Origin of the sequence: Natronobiforma cellulositropha, assembly GCF_025629245.1 — an archaeon.
GTDB lineage: Archaea > Halobacteriota > Halobacteria > Halobacteriales > Natrialbaceae > Natronobiforma > Natronobiforma cellulositropha.
On sequence record NZ_JANZXN010000043.1, the window covers coordinates 1 to 3,704 of the forward strand.

The 3,704-nt window shown below is 51.8% G+C and carries 2 protein-coding genes; both read right to left on the minus strand.

Features of this window, described 5'->3' with window-relative positions; genetic code table 11:
* Positions 1-284 precede the first annotated feature (284 nt).
* The gene (locus N0B15_RS15495; RefSeq protein WP_263020624.1) at positions 285-986 is read right to left on the minus strand and encodes a hypothetical protein; all 702 of its coding nucleotides are present in this window, start codon (positions 984-986) and stop codon (positions 285-287) included.
* Between the two features lie 2 nt (positions 987-988).
* On the minus strand, positions 989-3,193 hold the full coding sequence (locus tag N0B15_RS15500) for a queuine tRNA-ribosyltransferase tRNA-guanine transglycosylase (protein ID WP_263020625.1): 2,205 nt from the start codon (positions 3,191-3,193) through the stop codon (positions 989-991).
* Between the last annotated feature and the right edge of the window lie 511 nt (positions 3,194-3,704).

Here is a 3,704-nt window from a genome sequence, read left to right on the forward strand (position 1 = left end):
ACTGGTTTGCTGGAACAGCAGTCATCTCAGCATGATTGCGGTCAGACTCGACGCAATTTCGGCGTGATCGCCATCTCAGCCAGCCACTAAGCTAGAACGGATGACAGAGACAGATACGTGATGGTCAGTACTCGTCGTCGATTACTTAGGAGTCGATACCACTCTGCGACTGGTTGCGCTTCTGAGCTTTCGGTCGTCATGTGTATTTGAGGACCCCCTCACCCCATCAGGGGGGAAAAACACTGGTGAGTCGAGACCGAGCTGAGAGACAATAGCGTAAAAAATTAAAACTCGCTGAGGTCCTTTTGCGAGGTTGATTGAGTAAGACATGCTTCCGTCACGTCTTCTAGCGACGTAATTGTGACATTTTGAGCGAGATTCTCAGCAAAATTCTTGAGATAGACCCCTTTCAACGCAACGACGATTTCGCCGTGTTCTTTCGCCTGTTCGGTGCGGGCAGGGACTGAGACGACATTGTCGGACCGTGTCGCGAGGTCCTCCTGATTGAACGTCACAGCGATCGTCTCTGTCGGGAGTGCAAAAATTACGCTTGCTATATCCACTGCCCGGTAGTAATCGGAACCTAGTGGGAAGAACACGATATCGTACGCCTCAGACGTGACCGCTTCTCGAGTCTGTTCGGGAATTTGGAGGAGAGAGGCGCGAGAATCGATCTCGGTAGCTGTCATATCCGCGAAGGTCACGTTGTACGGAGGAAGTTCTTCGTTCTCGTCGACGAGACCGAATCCGGCACTGATGAAATACCGATCTACAGTGTGACCGCCGGCCCGGAGCGACTCTACTGCTTCACCAACGTACCCCTGTTGACGTCCAGTATAGAGTTTCCGTGCTGGAATACTGGCTGCTCCGTCTCGAGTTCGAAGTGATTTGAGGCTCGATTCGTCAATTTCCACCGCATCGTAGGAGATACTGTTGTCTGGGTACGATTTACTGTTCGAACACTGATCGATGATGAGAACGTCCATGTTCAGAACTCCATCAACCCTTTTTGGACCATAAACTCTGGCAGAAACTCACTTTCGTAACCAAGTTGGTCGAGAACGGCTGCTCGAAGCGTCGACGGATCTCGAAATGTTGCTACTTTGCAGCCTTGCTGTTCGATTTCCTCGAGAACGTCCTCGTGGATAACTTCGTCGGGATCGTACAGGAAAGCGTTCTGATACCGAACACAGAAATCACCGATAGAGTCTGCCATCTCGGATGTCTCGAGCGAAATCGATATTGGTGGGTCCGACCACCACTCGTGAACGCCGTCAGCGCTTACAACGCCAATCTCGGCCACAGGAAGATCGTGAACACTCGACCAAAAGTCAGTTCGTTCGGTGAGGAGGTGTCCCTCTACAGAGCCACTCATAGGCAGGGAGTCAGACGCCGGCGTCGCGATCAGGGTTCTCGGAAGTGCTTCCCGAAACTGATCGTAGAACCGCTTCGTGTTGTGGAACCCACGACGGCGATTTCGATTGTTCGCCCGGAAGACCGCGACTTCGATACCGTGTTCCTTACAGATTCGACAGTCGCATTCTCTCCAGGGTTCTTCTCTGAGGAGCCGTTTGTACTCGTCGAGTAATCGATCGTCTTCGATCCAGGATGCGTAGTCCTCGACGACTAGCCAGACTTGATCGAACGCACCAACAGTTCCAGCACGATCTTCAAGTTCTCTTACGGGCTCGGCCATCCGAGGAAACTCCTCGTCGAACTGAACTCGAGCGGTATCGATCAATGACTGATATGAGTCGAAATCGAGAGGCGACTCCGGATCGTCGTCACGAAGCAATTTGATGAGTCTGTTCCGAAAGGTACGGCTAAAACTCGCCCGGAGTTCGCGGCCGTATTCGTAGTCATCTCGGAAGTGTTCCTCGACGTCGCGTAAGAGACGTTGATCGTAAGCATCGTCATGACGGTGAGATTCAAGATACGGCACGAGCGCGTCAAGCGCCTGTTCCGCGTCGATGGCCCACTCACGGATCGCTTCCGAAATCGACCGACTGTCGTCGAACGCACGAAGGGAGTGAAGTGTCTCTTGTCCACGTAGGGCCATCTGAATCTGGTCTTCGAATGGGTCCCTATTCGAGCCGAATCGTACTCGGAGTGCATCGTACCGTCGCTCACTGTCGAGATGGTAGTTGTCACCACCAGTCCAAGCCGACCTTAGCATACTCGCACTATCGAAACTCGACATCCCAGTCTTCCCGATAGTGTCGAACGCATCAGTCTTCGCGAACCCGAACACGTGCGTGTCGAGTCTCGTTTTACGGGTTCGCTCGTACTCTTTCACGACGTTACCGACTCCCGTAACAATGTCCCGAATTCTGGCGGCGTTGCTCCCGGCCACACCACCAATCCCGAGATACTGATATTCAAGTTCCAACACCTCGTCTGCGGCTCGAATATACGACATCGGATCCCACCCCTGGATCGCGACCATAAGTCGGAACGAATAGTCATTGGCATCGTATAGGTGTTTCATCTCCTCAGCATTGTCGAGAGTTAACTGATACCGAAATGCCGTGTCGTCTTCTCGAAACACCGCTCGTGGATCAGTACGAAGCCGCTCGAGTACGGTCGCTGGGTCTCCTTCGAAGTCCTCTGATTCGAACGGTTCAACCGTATGGTCATCGTAAATCGTTGGATCGTAATCTACGACGTACTCGGGCCACTCTGCGGGCCACTTATCAACCATCACATCGACTTCGTCGGTCAGTTCTTCCGGGAGAGCAGTAGGAGTGAGTGTGCTTTCGTCGAAAGCACGCTTGTCGAGATATAACCTGGCTTCGTGGCCCGAACCAAGCACGAGATGGTCGATTGTCACCCCGACTGTCACGTTGAGGCTTTCGTAAAACGCCAGCATTTCGCCGTTGTCGTAGGGCGGAAAAGGGAGCGACTTGTACCCCCAAGCACCACAATCACTAATCGTCGGGAGCCAGTCAGGGACATTGAGCCCGGAACGTTCGTCATAGACGCCGTAGGACGTTAATCGATCGAACTTCGTAGCACTCTCTTCGACCTGCTCACGGGAAATTAGAACGCCATCTATCGGTGTCGTTTCGTAGTCAAAGATGTCCCAGATATACTGTAACTCGCGCTCGTCCTTTCCAAGGCGCGAGTGTTCGTCGTGCTCGAAATCGTAGTGAGCGTCAACGTTATCATCCCACTCAGGAACGTAGAACCTCACAGATAGTGTTCACCACAACTGGATTGCTCGCTCACCCATATGAATCTCCTTACTTGAGTCAAGACCAAGAGGAGTCGAGAATCGTATTAGTTGTCGATAAGTTGTCCGAGATTTGGTTTATTACATTAGCGCATTTCTGTAGGAGATTGTTGATACAGTTCGAACTCTCATACAATGAGTAGAGATCAGCACGCAGACCGTGCGTACAGGGACAATCTCAACTCCTCACCACGATAGTGAAATCGCAAAAAAGACGCACCATCAACAATGCATTACACAGTGAATATCCATGATTATAACTGGAATCGACCGGGTCAGGAACTCAAACATCGCTTGTCGACCAGGGGGTTCTCAACCATACGATGTCGATAACTTCGTTAACCATAGTGAATGGAAAGTACAACTGCCATCCGTTCTAGCTTAGTGGCTGGCTGAGATGGCGATCACGCCGAAATTGCGTCGAGTCTGACCGCAATCATGCTGAGATGACTGCTGTTCCAGCAAACCAGTC

Bases quoted from the DNA above. Each gene is read 5' to 3' on its own strand.
- N0B15_RS15495 (WP_263020624.1), bottom strand. From the start codon at position 986: ATGGACGTTCTCATCATCGATCAGTGTTCGAACAGTAAATCGTACCCA.